Origin of the sequence: Frankia sp. CcI49, from assembly GCF_001983215.1 — a bacterium.
GTDB lineage: Bacteria > Actinomycetota > Actinomycetes > Frankiales > Frankiaceae > Parafrankia > Parafrankia irregularis.
In genome coordinates, this window is sequence record NZ_MOWP01000033.1 from 1 (window position 1) to 20,717 (window position 20,717).

Sequence of the window (20,717 nt, forward strand, 5' to 3'; positions counted from 1 at the left end):
CCGGGATCGGCGTCCAGACCGAGCAACGTCCCGATCGGAACGATCACCTGCACATCCGCACCTGCCGCACCCGCCGGCCCGGGCTGCCCGTACCGGCCCAGGATCAGATCCATCAACGTGTCCGCACGCACCTCATCCCGACTCCGACCGTCCTCTTCGGCCCTGTCCACGATCATCGCGTCGGCGATCCGTTCGATCCGCTTCCGGCAGGCCAACGCGCCGYCCGCGGGCAGCAACGCCCCCAACACCGCCATCCCGTCCTCCTCCGGCTCCACCCACACCCGCCGCTCCCGACACCGCTCCTCAGACCGCCGCGCCGCACCCTCCGGATCGATTTTGATCACCCCCCGGCGGCACGCCGCCGTGAACGACCTCCGATGCGCCCGCGGCCCCTTCGCGAGGACGTGGTCCACGACCCGGCCGGCAAGCCCGACATCCAACGGGGCGGTCGCACGCTCCAACGACGTCAGCCGCGGCAGGTCCAACACCCCCGCCGCCAACGCCTCCAACCCGGCCGGGATCCGGCGGACCACCTGATCGGCGAAATCCAGATGCCACTCCGCCGACCCCGTCGAGATCCGCATCACCCCCGCCACCTCACCCGCCACCACCGAACCGAACAGACCCAGCTCGTCATAGCCCTCCGGCGGCCAGGCCGCGGCAAGCTCCGCCTGCACCCGGATCGCCACCGCCTGCGCCGCCGCGATCCCCGCCACCGCCACCCGAAGCCGCTCCAGACACTCGTTCAACCACCCCTCAAACACCCGATGAGCGACCGGAACCCCCTCGCCGTCGCCTTCCACCGGCACACGGGACACGCTGGCCGGGTCGGTGCGGGTCGAGCGGGTACTGGAAGCCATGGCACTGCCCTCCGGTCCGGAAACACACACCACGCGATCGAACGGGCGTTCGATCACAAGGGCGATGCTAAACCGGAAAGCGGGAGTGAAGACCGAGCCAGAGAACGGAGGACACAACGAGTTCACCGGCCACCCAGACCGCCTTGACAGACAGACGCCCCAGCCGACAACCTCGCATTCCCAGATCAGCCAGAAGACCACCGCCGACGAGCGGTTTATCCGCAAATCCGTGCGGCCGATATGCCGCACTGTGAGGTCACCAGCCATACCCAGACGTGACATCCAGAGGCATCATGAAACCAAGAGAATCAGCGAAATCAATGTATTATAGAAGTAGTAGAATAGGCACGGCACGGGCGAGAACTCGGGTTCTTCACCCAGGTTTCAACGCCCGCCCGTATCCCAACCCCGCGGCCAGCCGTAGCGCACGGCGGCATCGGCCTGGGCGCCTTCGACGAAGTCGTTCTCCCGGCGGATCACCAGGTCGTCCCCCACCATGTGGAACGACGCCGCCACGCACGTGCGCGCGTTTTCCGGCGCATTGCCCAGCCGGATGGTGAGCTGCTCACCGGTCCGCGCGGAGACAACCACCGACGGCCGTAGCAGCGCCCACTCTGGCGCACGGTGCAGGCCATAGGCGTATACGAAGAACCGCTTGAAGGTCGCGAGCGTGCCGAGGTCAGCGAAGATCGTCTGCTCGTCGCGCTCGTCGCCCCCAACGAGCCGCAGGACCTGGCGACCGGCACGCCCAGTGCCGGTCGCCGTACCGGCGCCGTACTGCTGGATCACCCCGGTCTCGCCATCCAACGCCTGCCAGAAGCACCCGAAATGGATGTTTCCGGGGCGGGGCAGGCCCGTCCGCGTCGTCAGCGGGGTCCAGTTCAGCGACACCGTCATGGCACCGCCGGTTCCCCGTTGCTCGCCGGTCCAGATGGTGGCGGGATGCTCCTCGTCCAAGGTGCTGACACGCTCATGGCGCTGGCGGTAACGAGACGAACGCTCGCTCACCTCGATGGTCGCTGGCCTGGGGGCGCCGTCCTTCTGGCTGAGGTCGAGCGGCGACGGCGCGGACTCCCGCGGTGACGACGGGTGCGCGCCGGCTGGGACGGCGCTACTTGGTCTGGCTGCCGGACCCTGGTGCCCCGCAGCAGGTGCCTGCGCGGTACCCGACGGACGGAGCGTGGCTGGCGGCGCAGGCGAGGATACGGGCAGCGGTGGCGCAGACGGCGATGCAGGCGTCGCCCGTGCGGACGGCTGCGGGGCAGGCGCGGGCGGAGACGGAGCAGGCGCAGACGTAGACGCGAGCGGTGTGGGTCTGGCCGGCTGCGGTGGCGCGGAGGGCCGCGGTGGTATGGGCGACGGCGCTGGGGGTGAGGCCGCCGGGGGTGAGGCCGCTGGCGGACGTCTCGCCGCCTCCAGGTGGTCGGCCACCTTCCGTCGGCTGTGGGATCGGGAAAGCCGACTCACGAACGAGGCCACCTCCCCCGGCCTGGCCACTGGCAGTTCATCCGGGTAGCCGGCGCCACCCGCGGTACCTACGCCACCCGGCGAGCCGGCACCACCCGGGGAGCCGGCCAGGCCCGCCATCCCGTCCGTGTAGCCCTCGCCGACCGCCCGGAACTTCCAGCCGGTCGGATGCCGGTACAGCTCTCCGAAGACGAGCGCGGTCTCGTAGCCGGTCTCGACCGTGAAGGTGTAGCTGACGATCTCGGTGCCGGTGGCGTCGTCGTACAGCCGGATCGAACCGTGCGGCACCGAACGGAAGCTCCGGCCGGATCCGGAGGCGGCGTAGATCGCGGCCGCGAACTGGAGTGTGGTGACCGTACGTGGCACGGCGGCGAGGGTGACGACGACCTCCTCGCTCCCTCCGCCGGCGGGCTGCCTCGGCAGGGGCGACACCCCGATCGGCTCCGTGGGATTCGGCACCTGGCTGGTGAGGAGTAGCTGCGATGTGGGCTCCGCGTCATCCACCAGGACGAGTACGCCGTCGACCTCAAGCCACGCGCCAGGCCCGCCGTCAGCCCGAGCACCACTGCCAGCCCGAGCACCACCATCAGCCTGAGCACCACCATCAGCCTGAGCACCGCTCCCGAAGCCAGCCCCGGCGCCAGCCCCAGCTCCGCCCCCGGTCCCAGCCCGGGCCCCGAATTCGGGTGCGGCGCCGCTCCAGGAGGTCACGACACGGACACGCTCAATCCCGGGTGCCTCCTTCGCCAGCAGCACGTTGCCGCCGCGGGGCAGGGTCGCCGTCAAGAGTCGAGATCCGATCGGCGGAACTTCGCCTCCAGGAACCGGGCCTGGATCGCCAGTTTCGCGGCGTCCCCGGAGTAGACGGAGTCCTGGAGTTCGATGGCACCCTCGTCGAGGAGCTGCAGCTGGCGCACCAGGTCCTCGGCGGGGGTCGTCCCGGTGATGCCCGGGCGGTCGGTGTACTGCGATGGCAGCGCCAGGAAGTCGTCGAGCGCCCGCGGCAGGTAGTCACGGACGATCATGGTCAGGTAGCGTAGCTCCTCGTCGCTCGCCGACCTGGCCTCGACATATACCAGCAACGGCCGCACGACGTCGTCGATGTCGCGCACGGTCGGCACCGCGCCGGGCGGGAGCCGCCCCCCGTCGGCGTTCGCTCCGGTGACAATCGCCGCGAGCTCCTTGCGCAGCTCGGCTGCCCGCCCTGCGGGGGACGTCTGCGCGTCCTGTTCGGTGTCTTCTTCGGCGCGCCCGCCACGCCGCCGGAAGATCATGCTTCCGGCCCCGGCCGTGGGCCCGCCGTCACTGGGGCGGGCACCGGTCAGCCCTCGCCGTTGTGGGCCCGCTCCAGGTAGGCCTTCGAACGGCCGACCTGCGTTTCCAGCGCGGCGACGGTGGTCGCGAGGCTGTCGACCGCCTTGACCTTGTAGGTGTCGATCGCGTCCATCGTCGCGAAGACGTTGTCGAACGCCTTCTGCAGCGTCTCGACGTCCACGGTGCTGGATGAGGCCTGTTCCTGGATGCGGCCGGACTGTTGGCGCAGCAGCTCGCTCGTCGACAGGATCATGTTGTTGGTGGTCGCGTTGAGCGCCGTGATCTGGTCGAGGACCAGCTGCTGGTTGGCCAGGGCCTGAGCCACCATCACGGCGGTGCGCAGGGCGGCGACGGTCGTGGACTGCGCCCGGTCGACGCCCTTGATCARCTCGATGTTGTTCTTGCGGACGAGGTCGAGGGCCAGGTAGCCCTGCACGCTCACGGCCAGCTGGGTGACCAGGTCCTGCTGGCGCTGGCGGATGGGGAACAGCGCGTCGGAGGTGAGGGCGTCCGCCGTCGCCGGGTCGGTGATCCTGATCTGGTCGATCCGGGCCGAGACGGCGCTGTCGAGAGCGCGAGCGAGCGTGGCATACTCGGTGATCTTGCCCATCGCGGCCCAGAGCGTGGCCTTCTCGTGCTCGATGGCTGCATTGTCCTTGCGCAGCTCGTCCTGACCCGAGCCAAGGGCACCGATGATCGCATCGAGCTGCTTCTGCGCGGACTGGTAGCGCTGGAAGTAGCGGGCGATCTTGTTCCCCATCGGGACCACGCCCAGCAGCTTGCGGGCGCCCTTCAGGTCCGCCTTCCCCGGATCGAGGTCGGTGACCGTCTGGCGCAGCTCGACCAGGGTGCCGGCGACCCGGGCCTGGGCGTCCGCCCCGGCCCGACCGCCCCGGGACCCGCGGCTCGACTGCAGCGCCGCCGCCGGCCGGTCCAGCATCCGGCTGGACACCCGCGCGCTCGCCACGATCTCCCGCTCGCCCATCCGGGTGATGTCGTTGATCTTGGACTGGAAGGCGGGGCTGCGCGGGTCCTGCGCCGCGAGATCGGCCGCGAACGCCGCGGCGCGCTCCCGCAGCGCCACCTTGGTCGCCTCGTCGAGCGGGACCATGCTGTCCACCTGGTCGTCGGCGACGACGGGCACCGGGGCAGGCGGCACCAGCTCCAGCACGCCACCCGTGGCAGCAGCCCCGGCGGAGGCGGCACCGGCCCCCGAAGCCGGCGTGCCACCAAGGTCCAACGAGTCCGACACGGCGTCCCCTCCCCGACATCCGCCGGGCAGTAACCCTGCTCGGCCGGCGTGGCCCACCACAAACCGGATGAAGTGGGCCGCACGAAGTGTCTGCCACCTTCGACCCTACGCGAAATGCCTTGTCGACCAGCGGACTCAGGCGATGCCCCCGAGCCCTGCCACGACGTCCGTCCAGGTACCGATGGAAGGCGCGCGGGCGGTGCTCGTCAGGTGAGGCGGGTCTCGTCCGCCTTGTCGTAGGGACGGATCTCCGCCAGGCGCCCTTCCCGCAGTTTCGTGGTCCAGGCGGGTTCGGAGAGCACGGCCCGGCCGAGCCCGACCAGGTCGAACTCGCCGCGGGCGAACAGCTCCAGCAGCGGGGCGAGGCTCAGCGACGCGGCCGCGCCCTCATGGTCGCCGCGGAAGGCCGTCGGCACCCCGACCGAACCGATGGCGATGGTCGGGAGGCCGGACAGGTGTTTCGTCCAGCCCGCGAGGGTGCGCGGTGAGTCGTCGAATGCCGGCAGCCAGTAGCGGCGGGTGGACACGTGCAGGGCACTGACGCCGGCGCCGACGAGCGGGGTCAGCAGCGTGTCGAGATCGTGGGGCGTCTCGGCGACGACCGCGTCGTAGTGCCCGCCCTTCCACTGCGAGAACCGGTAGATCACCGGGTAGTCCGGGCCGACCTCGCCGCGGACCGCCGCGACGACCTCCGCCCCGAGGCGGGCCCGGCCAGCCAGGCTCCCGCCGTAGCCGTCGGCGCGACGGTTGGTGAGCGACCAGAAGAACTGGTCCAGCAGGTAGCCGTGGGCACCGTGGAGCTCGACGCCGTCGAAACCGACCCGCCGCGCGTCCGCCGCGGCACGGGCGAAGGAGGCGATCACCGCGTCGATCTCCGCCGTGGTCGCCGGCTCCCCGGCCACGGCGCCGTCGGCCCGCAGGCCGGACGGGCTGAGCACCGGCGCCCGCGGATGCGGCGGTGCCCCGGGCTCACGAACGGCCCCGAGATGCCACAGCTGGGGCACAATCCTCCCGCCCGCCCCGTGCACGGCTTCAACGACCCGGCGCCAGCCGGCCAACGCGTCGTCGCCGTAGAAGCGCGGCACCCGGTCGCTCGTCCCGGCCGAGGGATGGTCGACGTAGGTGCCCTCGGTGACGATCAGGCCGAGGTGCGCGGCCCGCCGCGCATAGTAGGCGGCGACGTCCTCGCCGGGCACACCACCCGGGGAGTGCTGGCGGGTCATCGGCGCCATCACGAAGCGGTTGGCCAGCTCGACGCCCGCCAGCGAGAACGGCGTGAACAGCGGCGCCGCATCGGTTCCGTCCAGCAGTCGCGCGCTGGCCTCCACGGTGGAAAAGCGCTGCGTCGCAGAGCTCGGTGCGGCAGGGACAGGGCTCGATGACAGAGTCACATCGCGTTCAAGGTTGGTGCGGGCCCCCGTGTTCCGTCACGAAGCCGCGGACGTGGCGGCAGACACGGTGGCGGCGGACACGGTGGTGGCGGCAGACACGGCGGCGGCGGCAGACACGGCGGTGGCGGCAGACACGGCGGTGGCGGCAGACACGGCGGTGGCCAGCGGGGCCGTCGGATGGCCGATGAGCCGAGCCAGGTCACCGGTGGTGATCAGCAACCGCCCGGCGCTGATGGCCCGGTCCGCGTCGGCGAGGACGGCCGCGACGGGCGCGGGAACACCGGCGCCGGTCAGGACTGCCTCCAGCTCCGCCTGGGTGACATCCCGGTACACAACCGGCCGGCCGGAGTGCGTGGCGACCTGCTCGGCCAGCTCCGGAAGTGTGAAGGACGTGTCGCCGCCCAGCTCGTACACAGCACCCTCGTGCCCCTCGCCGGCGAGGACCGCGGCGGCGGCCTCGGCGTAGTCGGACCGGGCCGCCCCGCTGATCCGACCCTCACCGGCGCTGCCGACGATCACACCGGTCTCCAGGTAGACCGGGATCTGGCTGGTGTAGTTCTCGAAGTACCAGCCGTTACGCAGGAAGGTGAACGGGACACCGAGCTCGCGGATGCCCTCCTCGGTGCCTCGGTGCTCCGCGGCCAGCAGCAGGTCGGTGGTGTCGGCGTAGGGAGCGCTGGTGTAGGCGACGAGCGCCGCACCGGCGTCGCGCGCGGCCCTGGCCGCACCGACGTGCTGTTCCACCCGACGGCCGAAGTCCGTCCCCGAGACGATCAGCACCTTCTCCGCGCCGGCGAAGCCGGCCGTGAGCGACGCCGCGTCGTCGAAGTCGATCCGCCGGACGTCCACACCCTGCTCGGCCAGCGCCGACAGCCCGCCCACATCGCGTGTTCCCGCAACGATCCGCCGAGGGTCGACGCCTCGCGCCAGCAGGTTCTCCACGACGAGACGGCCGAGGTTGCCGCCGGTTCCGGTAACGACGAGGGACATCAGATCTCCAGGTGGCTGCGTTTGCGTTGCCGCGTTACCGCATCGCTGCATCGCTGCGTTGTCAGGGCGCGGCCGCGCCCATCCGGACTCTCCCGCAGATACTTCCCATCGCACAGTACCCACCTTCAGGTAAGGTACTAACCTTATGGTTAGCACACAGCTCACCGACCAGGCCGACGGACAGATCCGGACCGGCGAGCCAAGCCAGAGCGCCGAACACACCAGCGACCATTTCGGCGAGCTCCGGTCCTACTTCGCGGACGGCGTCTTTCCCTCGTCATGCCCGACCAGGACTGTCCTGGATCATGTGATGAGCAGGTGGGGCGTCCTCGTCCTGCTGACTCTGRCCGAGCGCACCCTGCGCTGGGGTGAGCTGCGCCGCGCTGTCCAGGGGGTGAGCGAGAAGATGCTCGCCCAGACCCTTCGGACACTGGAACAGGACGGGCTGGTCCACCGCGAGGCGTTCCCCGTCATCCCACCGCATGTCGAGTACAGCCTCACCGACCTCGGGAACGATCTCGTGCTCCGCCTGGCACCACTGATGACCTGGATCGCGCGGCACGCGGACGAGATCGTGGCCCGTTCGGCGCAGCCCAACTGAGATCTCGGCAGCGCGGACCGGCGATCACGGCGAAGGCGAAGACCCAGGCAAAGGCTGAGGCTGTACGTATCGGTCTGGTGGCGTTTCGTGGCAGGCTATACAGCTATGGGCACGGGGGCCCCAGGCGGTGGCGTGGATGTGTTTGTCTCCTACACAGGGGCAGACGAGGCATGGGCGACCTGGATCGCCGCTGTCCTGGAAGCCGAAGGTCAGGCGGTCCGGCTGCAGGCGTGGGACTCGCCGGCCGGGGCGAATGTCGTCGCCTGGGTCAACGAGCAGATGACCATCGCGACCCGCACGATCGCGGTCTGCTCGCAGGCCTATTTCACCTCCCACTGGTGCACCCAGGAATGGACTGGTGCCCTCGCCGGCAACGGCCTCACCCCACTGCGAGTGGAAAACTGTGCGATGCCACCGGTGCTGGCCCCCATCGCCTGTCGCGATCTGCACGGTGTCGACGAAGCCACCGCTCGGCGCCGGCTGATCGAAGCCGCGGGCCTGGCCCGCCCGGCCCGCCGCTCTGACGGCTTCCCTGGGCACGCCGCTCCGCAGGTTGGGGCCGTGTTCCCCGGCGGGACCCCGCCGGGGAACACTCCGATGGGGCCGGGGTGGCCGCTGGAGGAGGTGAGCGACCCGTTCAGGCTGGAAGTCCATCGCGCCGTCGCCACGACCGCCGCCGGTGTGCCGGTTCTGCCGGTGTATGTGCCCCGTGAGCATGACCGCCAGCTCGCCGAGGTGGTGGCCCGGACCGCCGACGAGAAGATCAGCCAGATCGCAGTGCTGGTCGGCGGATCCTCCACCGGGAAGACCCGCGCCTGCTGGGAGGCGGTCGGCCTGCTGCGGGGTCGTGGCGAACCGTGGCGGTTGTGGCATCCCATCGACCCGACCCGACCCGAGGCAGCCCTCGCGGACCTGGCGCGGATCGCCCCGTACACCGTGATCTGGCTGAACGAGGCCCAGTTCTACCTGGCCCCGGACGCTGGCGGCGACCAGGTCGCCGCAGGGCTGCGGAACCTGCTCCGCGAGCCAGGGCACGGCCCGCTACTGATCCTGTCCACCCTGTGGCCTGAGCATTGGGACGCCCTGACCACCCGTCCGCACGCCGGCCGACCCGACCCGCACGCCCATGCCCGAGAGCTCCTCGACGGGGCCCACATCATCCGCCTACCAGACGCTTTCGCCGGAGCCGACTGGGAAACGCTGGCCGGTCTGGCCGGCAGCGACCCTCGCCTGGCCGAGGCCGCCACACATGCCCGTGACGGGCAGATCGTCCAGTACCTGGCCGGGGCCCCGGCCCTGCTCGACCGCTACCAGCAGGCACAACCCGCCACCCAGGCGTTAATCCACGCCGCGATGGACGCCCGTCGTCTCGGCGCCGGCCCGCATCTTCCCCTGGCCTGGCTGGCCCAGGCCGCCCCCGGCTACCTCACCGACACCGCCTGGGAACAGGCGCTGCTCGCGGCCGAGAGGACCGGCGTCGACTGGCTCGACCATGCCCTGGACTACGTCACCACCCCCGCCAACGGCATCCCCGGCGTTCTCACCCCTGTCCTCAGCAACACTGCCCGTAACCAGCGCACGCCCCGCACGAGCAGCAGCACTGGGCCGGAACGGAGGTACCGGCTGGCCGACTACCTCGACCAGCACGGACGCCGTCACCGTGCCGGCCACCTCCCGCCGATCGACTTCTGGACCGCCGCGGCCGCCCACGCCCGCCGCTCCGACCTCGACACCCTCGCCTACGCCGCCTGGAACCGTGGCCTCTACCGCGACGCCACGCAGCTCCACAAAGACGCCACCACCCACGGCAACCCGCACGCCGCCCATGCCCTCATCACTCACCTGAACACCCTGCACCCCACCGACCACCGCCCCGCCGGTCACGCCGCCGCCCACGTCGCTCTCGACGACCCGGCCGCCGTTGCCGCGCTGCTGGACAGGCTGCATCAACTGGGGGCGAGGGAGCAGACAGCGACACTGGCCACGCGAGCCGCCGCACACGTGGCCCTCGACAACCCGTACGCCGTGGCCCGACTGCTGGAAAGGCTGCGCGAGCTGGGAACGGCGCGACAGATGGCCATGCTGCTGGCCCGCGACCCCGCCGCGCACATCGCTGTCGACGACCCGGTCGCCGTTGCCGGTCTGCTGGATGGGCTGGAGGAGGCGGGGGCGGGAAGACAGACACTCATGCTGCTGGTCCGCGACCCCGCCGCGCATGTCACCCTCGACGACCCGGACGCCGTGGCCCAGCTGTTACACAGGTTGCACCGGCTGGGTGCGGCGGATCAGACAGCCACGCTCGCCACCCGAGCCGCCACACACGCAGCGCTCGACAACCCGGACGCCGTGGCCCGACTGCTCGACGGACTGGACGAGGTGGCAGCGGCGGAACAGACAGCCGCCCTGGCCGAACGAGCCGCCGCACACATCGCGCTCGACAACACCTACGCCATGGCCCAGCTGCTGGAAAGGCTGCACCGGCTGGGGGCAGCGGAACAGGCTGCCACACTCGCCACCCGAGCCGCCGCACACATCGCCCTCGACAACCCGGACGCCGTGGCCCGACTGCTCGACAGACTGGACGAGCTGCCAGCGGACGAACAGATGGCCACACTGCTGGCCCGCAACCCCGCCACACACGTCACCCTCGACGACCCGGTCGCCGTAGCCCGACTACTGGACACACTGCACCAGCTGGGAGCCGAGGAACAGACAGCCACACTCGCCGAACGAGCCGCCACACACGTGCCGATCGACAACCCGGACGCCCTCGCCCGGCTACTCGACGGCCTGAACGCGGCGCGGGCCGCAAATCAGACAGCCGTCCTGGCCGAACGAGCCGCCGCACACATCGCCCTCGACAACCCGGATGCCGTGGCCCGACTGCTCGACAGACTGGACGAGCTGCCAGCGGACGAACAGATGGCCACACTGCTGGCCCGCAACCCCGCCACACACGTCACCCTCGACGACCCGGTCGCCGTAGCCCGACTACTGGACACACTGCACCAGCTGGGAGCCGAGGAGGAGGTAGCCACGCTGGCCACCCGAGCCGCCGCACACGTCACCCTGGGCAACCCGGACGCCCTCGCCCGGCTGCTGGAGACACTGCACCAACTGGCCGCGACGGAACAGACGGACACGCTCGCCACCCGGGCCGCTACCCACACCCCCCTCGACAACCCGTATGCCCTCGCCCGGCTGCTGGATCGGCTGCATCAACTGGCCGCGACGGAACAGGCATGCATGTTGGCCGAACGAGCCGCCGCACACGTCACCCTCAGTAATCCGGTCGCTGTAGCCCAACTACTGACCAGGCTCCACCAACTCGGAGCCGAGGAACAGACAGCCACACTCGCCACCCGAGCCGCCACCCACACCCCCCTCGACAACCCATACGCCCTCGCCCAGCTGCTGGACCGGCTACACCAGGTGCGAGCGAGGGAACATGCAGCCACGCTGGCCACCCGAGCCGCCGCACATGTCGCTCTCGGCAACCCGGTCGCCGTAGCCCAACTACTGGGCAGGCTCCACCAACTCGGAGGCGAGGAACAGACAGCCACACTCGCCACCCGAGCCGCCACCCACACCCCCCTCGACAACCCATACGCCCTCGCCCAGCTGCTGGACCAGCTGCACCAGCTGGGGGCCGAGGAGGAGGTAGCCACGTTGACCGAACAGCTACCCGCCGCGGGGCATTTCGATCAGTTCCTTACCGTCAGGGATCACCGGGAGCGCTTCCGGTTTGGGCGGGAGCCCGATCACAGCCCCGCCGCCCCCTGGTCATGGGATGACCTGGAATAGCCCCAGCGCACTCGCCGCACTGCCGGCATGAACTTCGAGGAGACTCCGGCAACATGCCACGCCGCTGGAGAATCCTGCGGTGTGTTCCGCGCAGGGCTACTGGTCGCGCAGGGCGGCGAGGACGTCCTCAGCCAGCTCGGGGCGGCAGATGAGCAGGTCGGGCAGGTACGGGTTGGCCTGGTTGTAGACCAGCGGGGAACCGTCGAGGCGGGAGGTGTGCAGGCCCGCGGCGGCGGCGACCGCGACGGGGGCGGCCGAGTCCCACTCGTACTGGCCGCCGGAGTGGGCGTAGACGTCCGCCTCGCCCCGTACGACGGCCATCGCCTTCGCCCCGGCGGAGCCCATGGGCACCAGGGTGGCGTCCAGCCGGCTGAGCAGGTGGTCGACGCAGGCCGGCGGACGGGTCCGGGACACGACCAGGCGAATCGGCCCGGGCTGCCGCGGCGGCAGCATCGGGGGTTCACCGGTGTGCAGGACGAGACCGCCGGCGGCCGGCAGCGCCACGGCTCCGAGGACTGCCCGGCCACCGACGGCGAGGGCGACGTGGACGGCCCAGTCCTCGCGGGGCGGCTCACCGTACTCGCGGGTGCCGTCGAGCGGGTCGATGATCCAGACCCGCTCGCGCTGGAGCCGTTCGGGGCTGTCGGCGCTCTCCTCGGAGAGGACGGCGTCGGCCGGCCGGGCCGCCGCCAGCCCGGCCAGCAGCAGCTCGTTCGACTGCCGGTCACCCTCGGCGCCACCCTGATCGCGGATGGCAACCAGATGCGTGCCGGCCTGGGCGGCGAGGGCCGCGGCGAGGCCGTGGTCGTCCAGGTCAGCCAGGTCAGCCAGGTCAGCCAGGTGAGTCAGGCCGGCCAGGTTGGCGGCCGAGGTCGGGGGTGTGCTCACGATGCCTCCGGTGGGGTCAGGATGCCGGTGCCGCGCAGGTAGTCCACGACCGTCTCAGCCGCGGTCTCGGCCGAGACGGACCCGCTGGCGTCGAGCACGATCTCCGCGTTCTCGGGCGCCTCGTACGGCGAGTCGATGCCGGTGAAGTTCACCAGGTCGCCGCGGCGGGCCTTGGCGTAGAGCCCCTTGCGGTCGCGGGACTCCGCCACCGACAGCGGCGTGTCGACGAAGATCTCGATGAACTCGCCCGCGCCGAGCAGCTCGCGGGCCATCTGCCGCTCGGCCCGGAACGGGGAGATGAACGAGGCCAGGACGATGGTGCCGGCGTCGACCATCAGCTTCGCGACCTCGGCGACCCGGCGGATGTTCTCCACCCGGTCGGCGTCGGTGAAGCCGAGGTCCTTGTTGAGGCCGTGGCGGACGTTGTCGCCGTCCAGCAGATAGGTGTGGAAGCCCTGGTCGTGCAGGCGCTTCTCGACGAGGTTGGCGATCGTCGACTTGCCGGCGCCGGAAAGCCCGGTGAACCACAGCAGCGCCGGCCGCTGGCCCTTCTGCCGGGCCCGCGCGGTCTTGTCGACCTCGACGGCCTGCCAGTGGACGTTGTCGGCGCGGCGCAGCGCGAAGTGCAGCAGCCCAGCCGCCACCGTCGCCCGGGTGAAGCGGTCGACGAGGATGAAACCGCCGGTGTCACGGTTGGCCGTGTACGGGTCGAACGGGATCTGCCGGTCGAGGTTGATGTTGGCGACGCCGATCTCGTTGAGCTCGAGCGTGCGGGCCGCGGTGCGTTCCAGGGTGTTGACGTTGACCTTGTACTTGGGCTGCGCGATGGTCACGCTGGTGGTGCGGCTGCCGATCTTGAGCAGGTAGGGCCGGCCCGGCAGCATCGGCTCCTCGCTCATCCAGACCAGGTGGCATTCGAACTGGTCGGCGATGCCCGGCGGGTCGCCGGCGGTGGCGATGATGTCGCCGCGGCTGACGTCGATCTCGTCGGTGAGGGTGAGGGTGATCGACTGGCCGGCGATCGCCTCGTCGAGGTCGCCGTCGGCGGTGACGATCCGCTCGACGGTGCTCTCCTGGCCCGACGGCAGCACCCGGACCCGGTCGCCGGGACGCACTCTGCCGCCGGCGATCTGGCCGGAGAAGCCGCGGAAGTCCAGGTTCGGGCGGTTGACCCACTGCACCGGCAGCCGGAACGGGCCGGCGTGCAGATCGTCGGCGATCTCCACGGTCTCCAGGTGCCCGACCAGCGTCGGCCCGGTGTACCAGGGGATGTTCGGACTCAGCTCGGTGATGTTGTCCCCGCGCAGCGCCGACATCGGGATCGCGACGATGTCGGTGAGGCCGATCTGGGCGGCGAACTCGCGGTAGTCCGCCTCGATGGCGTCGAAGACGTCCTGCGAGTAGTCGACGAGGTCGAGCTTGTTCACCGCCAGGACGACGTTGCGGATTCCGAGCAGCGACACCAGATAGCTGTGCCGGCGGGTCTGGGTGAGCACGCCCCTGCGGGCGTCGATGAGGATGACGGCGAGATCGGCGGTGGACGCGCCGGTCACCATGTTCCGGGTGTACTGCTCGTGCCCGGGGGTGTCCGCGACGATGAACTTGCGCCGCTCGGTGGAGAAGAACCGGTAGGCGACGTCGATCGTGATGCCCTGTTCGCGTTCCGCGGCGAGCCCGTCGACGAGCAGCGCGAAATCGAGCCCGTCGCCCTGGGTTCCGACCTTCTTCGAGTCGTTCTCCAGCGCGGCGAGATGGTCGGAGAAGACCAGCTTCGAGTCGTAGAGCAGCCGGCCGATCAGCGTGCTCTTGCCGTCGTCGACGCTGCCGCAGGTGATGAACCGCAGCATCGACTTGTTCTCGTGCGCGCGCAGATAGCCCTCGATGTCGGCCGCGACGAGGTCGTTGGTCGCGTGCGCCATCAGAAGTACCCCTCCTGCTTCTTCTTCTCCATCGACCCGGAGGAGTCGTGGTCGATAACCCGGCCCTGCCGCTCCGAGCTCGTCGTCAGCAGCATTTCCTGGATGATCTCCGGCAGGGTTGCGGCATTGCTTTCCACCGCGCCGGTGAGCGGGTAGCAGCCCAGGGTGCGGAACCGGACGCTGCGCTGCTCGGGAACCTCACCCGGGGCCAGCGGCATCCGGTCGTCATCAACCATGATCAGCGCTCCGTCGCGTTCCACCACCGGCCGCTGGGCGGCGAAGTACAGCGGGACGATCGGGATCTGCTCACGGTAGATGTACTGCCACACATCCAGCTCGGTCCAGTTCGACAGCGGGAACACCCGCACGCTCTGGCCCGGGGCCTTGCTCGCGTTGTAGAGGCGCCACAGCTCGGGGCGCTGCGCCTTCGGATCCCACCGGTGCTGCGCCGACCGGATCGAGAAGACCCGCTCCTTCGCCCGGGACTTCTCCTCGTCCCGGCGGGCCCCGCCGAACGCCAGGTCGAAACCGTGCTTGTCGAGGGCCTGCTTGAGACCCTCCGTCTTCCACATGTCCGTGTGCGTCGCGGAGCCGTGGTCGAACGGGTTGATCCCCCGCTCGACGCATTCGGGGTTCTGGTGGACCAGCAGATCGACACCGAGGTCGGCCGCGATCTTGTCGCGGAACTCGTACATCGCCCGGAACTTCCAGGTCGTGTCCACATGCAGCAGCGGGAACGGCGGCCGGGACGGATAGAAGGCCTTCATCGCCAGGTGGAGCAGCACGGAGCTGTCCTTGCCGACGGAATAGAGCATCACCGGTCGCTCGCTCTCGGCGACCGCCTCCCGGAAGATCTGAATGCTCTCCGCCTCAAGGCGCTGCAGGTGTGTCAGTCGGCCCATGCCGGGGTTGCCCTTCTCCGTCCGTGCTCTCCGTGCCGGCGCGTCCACGCGGTCGGTCTGGCTCATCGCTGCGGTCCTTCGTCACGTCCGGTGACCGTTGCCGGTCGAGGCTGTCGGGGCTGTCGAGGCGGATCGGCGTCGGCGGCCGGTCCGGGATCGGCGGCCGGTCCAGGATCGGCAGCCGATCCCAGCGAACCAGCAGCCGGCCGGGGTGGGCCGGCTGTGGTGAACCTCGTCCCAGCCGGATCCACGGCCCAGTCCGCGGGGCAGCCCCATTCCTCCTCGTACACAAGCTCGGCCAACGGCCTCCGGCGCACCGGGCCATGCCGGCCCGCCGGCCGGCCCAGCGTGATGGTGCCGGCGATGAACGTGCCGTCGGGAACCCCCAGCAGGGCCCGCAGCTCGGCATCGACGGCGAAGTTCCAACCAGTGAACGCGCCACCATATCCGAGCGCGCGGGCGGCGAGCAGAAGATTCTGACAGGCCGGATACACCGACGCGCCCTCGGACGGCGTCGGCTCACGGTAACGCACCAGGCACGGCAGGATCAGCACCGGAATCCGCTCGAACCCGTCGACGAACTGCTGGAGGGCACGGGCCGTCCGGGCCTTCGGCGAGTCGGCGACGCCGCCGGAGCCGCGGTCGTAACCGTCCGCCTGGCGCTTCCCACCCCAGGCCCGCCGGGCGGCCTGCCCGATCAGCGCCTTCGCGGCCTGGGCCTTCGGGCCGTCTGTCAGCACGACGAACCGGAACGGCTGGCGGTTGGACCCGCTGGGGGCCCGGGTGGCCGCGAACAGGATGGTCCGCAGGGCCTCCCGGGGCACCGGTTCGTCGGTGTAGCGACGGATGGCCCGCGTCGTCGTCAGGCCCTCCAGCAGGCCCACCGTGTCCACCGGAAGCTCGGTGCCCGCCTGAAACACGGTGTCCGCCTGAAACACAGTGCCCGTCTGAAACACGGTGCCCGCCGGAAGCCCCGGGGGCGCCGTAGGCGCCGGGCTCTCCCCCGTGGTCATCGGTCAGACCCACCTGTCCGCTCGCGGTGCATCCGTCCATCCTCCCGCTCGGTCGCCGCGCCCGTCCGACTGGTTCGTTGTTATGAAGCAACCACGGGCAGGCACTTCCATCCCTCGGCGTGGATGTGTGGTCCAACACCGTGCCTTCGTGGTCGATGCCCCGGTCGGTCCAACGCCACAGCACCTCGCCGAGCACCACCCGGCCTTCCATGCCTGCCGGCGAGGTGCCCAGGCAGAGGTTCGAGCCACACCCGAAGGCCAGGTGACGGTCGATCCGCCGGTGGATGTCGAACGAGTCCGGGCCCACGAAGTGGCGTTCATCACGGTTCGCAGCGGAATTGAGCAGCGGCGCGGCGCTGCCCGCGGGGACGGTCTGACCGCGGTGCTCGACCACGCGGGAGACCGGGGCCCGCACCGGCGACCCGCGACCCGAACCGCAGCGCCTCGTCGCGGGTAAGCCCCCAGAGGCGGCCGCTGCGGCTGCGGCTGCGGCGATCAGCAGAAGTCGGAGCCGCCGTCGACATTGACATTCGCGCCGGTCATGTAGGTGTTGCGACGTGAGGCGACAAAAGCGATCACCGCACCTATCTCGGATGGCGCCCCAGCCCGCGGCAGGTGCGCGGGGTGACCGAAATGCTCGGCAATACCGCTCATGACGGCCCGCAGGTCCCCGGGATCGATGCCGACACCGCGCGCCCAGGTGGCCAGCCCCTCGGAGGCGAAACTTCCGGGCGACACGGTGTTGACCAGAATCTCGTCGTCAGCCAGGGTCAGCGACAGGTTCTTGCTGATGCTGGTCACCATCGACTTGGCCGCCGTGTAGGCGATCAGGGAGGCGGTCTGACGCTTGGTCGAATGCGCTGAGATGTTCACGATGCGGGCCCATTCGGCAGCGCGCAGGAGCGGGAGGGCTGCACGTACGCAGCGCACCATGCCCAGGACGCCCACATCGACGGCGGCGAGCCAGTCGTCGTCGGTGAGCTCCTCGAACGGGCCCATCCGGTCGCCCTTCGGACCGGTGGCGTTCACCAGGCTGTTCAGCACACCCCAGCGGCCCCGGACCACGTCGAACGCGGCGGTCACCTCGTCCGCCCGGGTGATGTCGGCCTGCAGGGCGACCGCGTCGGCCGCCCCGAGCTCCAGCAGCCGCGCGACAGTTCGGTCGAGGTTCGCCCGGCCGCGGGCGAGCACTCCGACCTTCGCGCCTTCGGCCGCGAAGCACTCCGCGGCGGCCAGGCCCATTCCCTGGGTACCGCCCTGCACCACGACCGCGGCACCGGCTAAGCCAAGATCCACCTTGACCGCTCTCCCATCCGACAATCGAACGATTCGCCGACGAACAATGCGCGTGACGAACGATCTCTCCGGCGAGCGATCCGCCCGGACGAACCATCCGCCTGACGACCGATTCGCCTGACGACCGATTCGCCTGACGACCGATTCGCCTGACGACCGATGCGCCCGCCGACCGACACCCGAGGACCGGTTCACCCGAATGAATTTCGCGACAGCATGATGACACCAATATGAGCGTGCCCGCAACACCCGCCGAGAACGGGGGCCAGGCACGAGCCCGTCGGCGCTACAACAGCCCGGTCCGCCGCGAGCGAGCCATCCAGACGCGGGAACGCATCGTCACCGCCGGCTCCGAACTGGTCCACGGGTTCCCGGTCTGGGACTGGAGCGACCTCACCTTCCGTGCGGTCGCCGAGCGGGCCGGAGTCGGCGAGCGCACCGTGTACCGCCATTTCCCCACCGAGGTCGACCTGCACGGTGCCGTCATGCGCCGGCTGCAGGAGGAGGCCGGCGTCACCTACGACAATCTCGGTCTCGACCGGCTCACCGAGATCACCGCGCGATCCTTCGCGACACTCTCGTCCTATGCGGTGGCGCGCTGGGACCGCACCGAGCCGCACCAGCCGGCACTCGTCGCCGAGGACCGGCGGCGCCGGGACGCGCTCCTCGCCGCCGTTGCCCCGCACAGCGTCGGCTGGAGCGACGACGAGCGCGCGGCGGCGGCGGGCATGCTCGACGTCCTGTGGAACGTGCCGACCTACGAACGACTGGTCCGGACCTGGAACCTCACGCCCAGCACCGCGACCGAGGCCGTCAGCTGGGTCCTTGATCTGGTTGTGGAGGCGATCCGCGCCGGCCACCGTCCCGGTGCCGGCCGGCTCGAGGCAGACCGGCACCAGCAGGCCAGCTCAGCACCGACAGACCCCACTCAAGCCGGGCCAGAGCAGACCGAGCCGGGGCAGACCGAGCCGGGGCAGACCGAGCCGGGGCAGACCGAGCCGGGGCAGACCGAGCCGGGGCAGGCGGTGTCAGGGCAGGCGGGCGTCAAGCTCGGTCAGGGCGGTCAGGGCGCCGAGCGGGAGTGAGACGCCGCCGCCGGCACGGACACCGGCCTCCACCGGGTTGACCCGGATCAGCCGGCTGCCCGCGACCGACTCGGCCAGCCGCCGCACGGTCGGCACCGCGGTGCCGGCACCGAGCTCGATCACGGCCAGCCGGGCATCGCCACCCCCGGCGAAATGCCCGTCGAGCCAGGACATGCAGGCACGCGTCGCCCGCTCGGTGCGTAGCCCGACCCAGTTCCAGTCACCGAACATCAGGATGTTCGGGCGGGCGAGCGAGCCACAGCGCGGGCAGCGGGGCAGCGGTTCCCGCGCCCGCATCGACTCCTGGTCGACCGCGACGTCGACCCCCTGCGCCGACCAGATGTCCGAGGTGCAGGGCCGCACGCACTGAAGGTGATGGATCGAACCGTGCACCTCGGCCACCTCGGCGATACCGGCCCGCTGGAACTGGCCGTCGACGTTGGAGGTGAACACCCACATGCCTGCGGGCAGCCGAGCGCCCCACCGGCGCAGGATGCCGAAGCCGGCATGCGGCACGGTCTCGCGGTAAAGGGCGAGCCTATGCCCGTAGAAGCCCCACGCCAGGGCGGGGTCGGTGCCGAAGTGGGCCGGATCGGCGAGCTCGACGAAGGACAGGCCGAGGCGCGCGTAGGGCGGGTACGCCCGCCAGAACCCGGTGTCGCCACGGAAGTCGGGCAACCCGGAATCCACCCCCATGCCCGCTCCGGCGCACACCAGCAGCGCGTCCGCCTCGCCCAGAAGCTCGGCCGCCCGGTCCAGGGCATCGCGGACCTCGGCCGGCGGAAGTTCCCGCGACGCCGTCATCTTCGCCTCCAGCACCCGTCAGGTCATCGGCGTCCCCATCATCTCGGCCGGGGGCGGACCACTCACGGTCCCGCCCCCTCGATCGGGGCGTCCCCGGCCCCGGTCCCACCGCCGCCGCGCCGCCGCGCCGCCACGCCGCCGAGCCCACGCCGGACGCCCCATCACCGCGACCGGATTCACAATTCCAGCCCGTGCCATGCCGGCCCGTCGTACAGTCCTGGCAGAGTTTCATTCGGAGGGACACTCTCGGACGGATTCTGCGTGCCCATTTCGGGCGCTGTCCGCCTTACCACCCGGCGAAGTGACCCCCTTGATCTCTTCGGGGGCGCGGATGTGCACGAATCAAGATCGGGAGCAGTCCGGCCCGAGTTCGCGCCGACTCATCGAACGGCGTCTGGTCGAGGTGCTCGACGACGCCGCCGATCTGCATTCGGAACGCAGCCGCCTGCTGCTGGCCCGCCAGGTCGAGCGGGAACTGAACACCCGCGTCCGGGTGACCGACCTTCCCCTCTCGCGGCAGTGGTTCATCCGACTGCTGGAGATCTGCGCCGAGCGCCCCGGCGGAATGGCCGCACTCGCCGTGGCCGTCGCGCAGATGGAGCCCGGCGGAGTCACCGCGAAGGACGTCGCACAGCTCGCCGCACGCTGGGAGCAGCTCGGAACTCCACGCGGAAATCACGCCACCGCAGCGGAAACCGCAGGACCGCGCATCAGGCCGGCACGGGAGAGCCCCGCACCGGAAAGGATCACCGGCGCTCCGAACGTGCACGGACTCTCCGTCGCCGAGGTGCAGGCTCTGGCCGCCGCCTTTCCTGCCCGGTCCGCGTCACAGAGCCTTCTCACCGCCGCCGGTCTCGCGCCGGAGCAGCAGCCGTCCTGGGCCGCACGCAGCGCCCTGGAGTTCTGGACCGAAGTGAATCAGCTCCTCACCGCCGGCGCGTTGGTGGACGGCCGGCGGAAAATTTTGGCCGCAGCGGCCGAGCGCCTACCCGAAAACCCGCATTTCGGGGGTTTCCAGCCACCTTGTTTGTGCTGATGTAGGACACTCTGAAGAAGGCTCAGCCGCGCCCGGCAGATCTACCTGCGCGGCCGGCGCGAGAGGTTCGGGGGGCCGTGACCGGTGCGGATGAG

At 70.5% G+C, this 20,717-nt stretch carries 16 protein-coding genes and 2 pseudogenes; 4 read left to right on the plus strand and 14 right to left on the minus strand.

Annotated elements, in window-relative coordinates; all coding sequences use genetic code 11:
* The 7 genes and pseudogenes from CcI49_RS29560 to CcI49_RS29585 all read right to left on the minus strand — a co-directional run.
* Positions 1–1,127 (minus strand): DUF222 domain-containing protein (locus CcI49_RS29560; RefSeq protein WP_158230836.1); only part of this gene is annotated, 1,127 nt, incomplete at its 3' end.
* A 117-nt stretch (positions 1,128–1,244) separates the two neighbouring features.
* Positions 1,245–1,868, minus strand: a complete 624-nt coding sequence (locus tag CcI49_RS43690; RefSeq protein WP_241840325.1) for a hypothetical protein — start codon at positions 1,866–1,868, stop codon at positions 1,245–1,247.
* 576 nt (positions 1,869–2,444) lie between these two features.
* A pseudogene (locus tag CcI49_RS44565) lies at positions 2,445–3,083 on the minus strand (TerD family protein); the annotation flags it as partial.
* A 26-nt stretch (positions 3,084–3,109) separates the two neighbouring features.
* Complete coding sequence (locus CcI49_RS29570) at positions 3,110–3,601, minus strand: hypothetical protein (RefSeq protein WP_054568177.1); 492 nt, start codon at positions 3,599–3,601, stop codon at positions 3,110–3,112.
* A 47-nt stretch (positions 3,602–3,648) separates the two neighbouring features.
* Positions 3,649–4,893: a toxic anion resistance protein gene (locus tag CcI49_RS29575; RefSeq protein WP_054568178.1), complete on the minus strand. Its 1,245-nt coding sequence runs from the start codon at positions 4,891–4,893 to the stop codon at positions 3,649–3,651.
* Positions 4,894–5,099: 206 nt separating this feature from the next.
* Positions 5,100–6,221, minus strand: a complete 1,122-nt coding sequence (locus CcI49_RS29580; protein WP_235498093.1) for an NADH:flavin oxidoreductase — start codon at positions 6,219–6,221, stop codon at positions 5,100–5,102.
* A 99-nt stretch (positions 6,222–6,320) separates the two neighbouring features.
* Positions 6,321–7,274 (minus strand): NmrA family NAD(P)-binding protein, encoded by a 954-nt coding sequence (locus CcI49_RS29585; protein ID WP_076831925.1) that lies wholly within the window; start codon positions 7,272–7,274, stop codon positions 6,321–6,323.
* Between the two features lie 145 nt (positions 7,275–7,419).
* Here CcI49_RS29585 and CcI49_RS29590 point away from each other — a divergent pair, with 145 nt between their 5' ends.
* Complete coding sequence (locus CcI49_RS29590; RefSeq protein WP_198955671.1) at positions 7,420–7,875, plus strand: helix-turn-helix domain-containing protein; 456 nt, start codon at positions 7,420–7,422, stop codon at positions 7,873–7,875.
* A gap of 132 nt (positions 7,876–8,007) precedes the next feature.
* The gene (locus CcI49_RS42745; RefSeq protein WP_076831929.1) at positions 8,008–11,679 is read left to right on the plus strand and encodes a toll/interleukin-1 receptor domain-containing protein; all 3,672 of its coding nucleotides are present in this window, start codon (positions 8,008–8,010) and stop codon (positions 11,677–11,679) included.
* Positions 11,680–11,775: 96 nt separating this feature from the next.
* Here CcI49_RS42745 and CcI49_RS29600 read toward each other — a convergent pair whose 3' ends face one another.
* From CcI49_RS29600 to CcI49_RS29625, 6 genes and pseudogenes are all read right to left on the minus strand, one after another.
* The gene (locus CcI49_RS29600; protein ID WP_076832086.1) at positions 11,776–12,492 is read right to left on the minus strand and encodes a 3'(2'),5'-bisphosphate nucleotidase CysQ; all 717 of its coding nucleotides are present in this window, start codon (positions 12,490–12,492) and stop codon (positions 11,776–11,778) included.
* A 71-nt stretch (positions 12,493–12,563) separates the two neighbouring features.
* Positions 12,564–14,486, minus strand: coding sequence for a sulfate adenylyltransferase subunit CysN (gene cysN, locus CcI49_RS29605; RefSeq protein WP_076831932.1), 1,923 nt, complete (start codon positions 14,484–14,486; stop codon positions 12,564–12,566).
* A complete protein-coding gene (gene cysD, locus CcI49_RS29610) occupies positions 14,486–15,388 on the minus strand; it encodes a sulfate adenylyltransferase subunit CysD (protein ID WP_054568563.1) in 903 nt (300 codons plus the stop codon). Before cysD ends, cysN begins: the two co-directional genes overlap by 1 nt.
* 62 nt (positions 15,389–15,450) lie before the next feature.
* Positions 15,451–16,281, minus strand: a complete 831-nt coding sequence (locus tag CcI49_RS29615; protein WP_241840307.1) for a nitroreductase family protein — start codon at positions 16,279–16,281, stop codon at positions 15,451–15,453.
* A 352-nt stretch (positions 16,282–16,633) separates the two neighbouring features.
* A pseudogene (locus CcI49_RS44570) lies at positions 16,634–16,816 on the minus strand (cytochrome P450); the annotation flags it as partial.
* A gap of 80 nt (positions 16,817–16,896) precedes the next feature.
* Complete coding sequence (locus CcI49_RS29625; RefSeq protein WP_054568184.1) at positions 16,897–17,697, minus strand: SDR family oxidoreductase; 801 nt, start codon at positions 17,695–17,697, stop codon at positions 16,897–16,899.
* Positions 17,698–17,927: 230 nt separating this feature from the next.
* On the opposite strand from CcI49_RS29625, the gene CcI49_RS29630 reads away from it, so the two are divergent.
* Entirely contained in the window at positions 17,928–18,782 is an 855-nt protein-coding gene (locus CcI49_RS29630) for a TetR/AcrR family transcriptional regulator (RefSeq protein ID WP_076831939.1), read from the plus strand.
* Here the strand turns inward: CcI49_RS29630 and CcI49_RS29635 are convergent.
* A complete protein-coding gene (locus CcI49_RS29635; RefSeq protein WP_076832089.1) occupies positions 18,726–19,586 on the minus strand; it encodes a Sir2 family NAD-dependent protein deacetylase in 861 nt (286 codons plus the stop codon). The two genes, CcI49_RS29630 and CcI49_RS29635, sit on opposite strands and share 57 nt — an antisense overlap.
* Before the next feature lie 331 nt (positions 19,587–19,917).
* Here CcI49_RS29635 and CcI49_RS29640 point away from each other — a divergent pair, with 331 nt between their 5' ends.
* A complete protein-coding gene (locus tag CcI49_RS29640) occupies positions 19,918–20,622 on the plus strand; it encodes an effector-associated domain EAD1-containing protein (protein ID WP_054568187.1) in 705 nt (234 codons plus the stop codon).
* Positions 20,623–20,717: the final 95 nt, after the last annotated feature.

Excerpts from the sequence above, each read along its gene's own strand:
- cysD (WP_054568563.1), bottom strand. The coding sequence starts at position 15,388 with ATGGGCCGACTGACACACCTGCAGCGCCTTGAGGCGGAGAGCATTCAG.
- CcI49_RS29585 (WP_076831925.1), bottom strand. The coding sequence starts at position 7,274 with ATGTCCCTCGTCGTTACCGGAACCGGCGGCAACCTCGGCCGTCTCGTC.
- CcI49_RS29640 (WP_054568187.1), top strand. The coding sequence starts at position 19,918 with ATGTGCACGAATCAAGATCGGGAGCAGTCCGGCCCGAGTTCGCGCCGA.
- CcI49_RS29635 (WP_076832089.1), bottom strand. The coding sequence starts at position 19,586 with ATGACGGCGTCGCGGGAACTTCCGCCGGCCGAGGTCCGCGATGCCCTG.
- cysN (WP_076831932.1), bottom strand. The coding sequence starts at position 14,486 with ATGGCGCACGCGACCAACGACCTCGTCGCGGCCGACATCGAGGGCTAT.
- CcI49_RS29570 (WP_054568177.1), bottom strand. The coding sequence starts at position 3,601 with ATGATCTTCCGGCGGCGTGGCGGGCGCGCCGAAGAAGACACCGAACAG.
- CcI49_RS29630 (WP_076831939.1), top strand. The coding sequence starts at position 17,928 with ATGAGCGTGCCCGCAACACCCGCCGAGAACGGGGGCCAGGCACGAGCC.